A 1,133-nucleotide genomic window follows, 5' to 3' on the forward strand; every position below is an offset into this window, starting at 1 on the left:
CGGTCGGCGGGTCGGCGTCCCGGTCGGCGAATCGGCGTCGCGGTCGACCTCAGGCGTCCGGCTTCGGCCGGATCAGGTTCGCGAGGGCGACGAGACCGCCGAGGAACCAGCCGAGCGGGACGGAGATCCCGACCCACATCAGCACGTAGCCGAGACCGGGCAGGCCCCACTGCTCGCCGAACGTCTCCAGGTCGAACGCGCCACGGAGCACGTCGTTGACTCCGCCCACGAAGAGGAACGTGTCGAGGATCCAGCGGGCTAAGTCGTAGCTCGGCGGGAGGATGATCTCCTCTAAGGTGGGCGTGACGAGCGCGGCGACGACCGGGGGGAGGAAGATGGCGGTCATCGCGAACGGATAGGCCAGTAGCACGCTGACGAACCGGCCGCCGGCCTTCGAGAAGCCGGCGGCGAGGGCGGCGGCGACGATGGCGACGACGCTGGCGGCACCGACGGCGATCACGTCCTCGGTCGCGAGCTGGAGGTAGGTGACGGCCGTGAGCGACCCCCAGACGACGGTGGCGACGATCACCGCGCCCGCGATGCCGAAGCGGGTGACCGCGGAGTCGAGCTTCGCGGCGTAAAACCGGGTGGCGAAGCCGACGAGCAGCAGGGGATAGGTGACGGCGACGAGCGGCGCGCCCAGGACGGCCCAGCAGTAGTAGCCGATCGTCTGTGGGGCGGTTTCCGGTTTCCACTTGCCCAACACGGTGCTGGGGTCGAGCTGGCGCGGGAACACGACCTCCATCCAGGTCTCGTGGAGGCGGACGACGTCGAGCAGGAGCGCCTCCGCCAGTCCGGTTTGTCCTCGACGTTCCATTTGGTACGGATCGCAGGCGGGGTGACGTGAACTTTGTGCCTTCCGTCCGCGTCCACACGGTTACGGTCCCGCCCCGGTAGTCCCGCCCCGGTGCTCCCGCCTGGATGGCCAATGGCCGCTGATCGGGGGCGATCGGGGCTCCCGTCCGGCGGTCTCAGGGCTGATACGCCCGGCGATACGCTTAACAGCGCGTGCCGGCGTACCTCCGCGTATGCATCGAAGACGACTGCTCGGCGCGCTCGCGGCGACCGGAGCGGTCGCCGTCGCGGGGTGTCTCGGCGGCGAGGACGGGAACTACGAGTTCGACGCGGAGCCG

1 protein-coding gene is annotated in these 1,133 nt (G+C 69.9%); it reads right to left on the reverse strand.

Translation table 11 applies throughout. The features are described 5' to 3' along the window. Positions 1-49: 49 nt before the first annotated feature. The gene (locus ACFQEU_RS16345) at positions 50-817 is read right to left on the reverse strand and encodes a hypothetical protein (protein WP_379783881.1); all 768 of its coding nucleotides are present in this window, start codon (positions 815-817) and stop codon (positions 50-52) included. Positions 818-1,133 lie beyond the last annotated feature (316 nt).

It is taken from the genome of Halorubrum tibetense, from assembly GCF_042661865.1.
Taxonomy (GTDB): domain Archaea; phylum Halobacteriota; class Halobacteria; order Halobacteriales; family Haloferacaceae; genus Halorubrum; species Halorubrum tibetense.

Coding starts and splice junctions, on each gene's coding strand:
- ACFQEU_RS16345 (WP_379783881.1), bottom strand. CDS start 817: ATGGAACGTCGAGGACAAACCGGACTGGCGGAGGCGCTCCTGCTCGAC.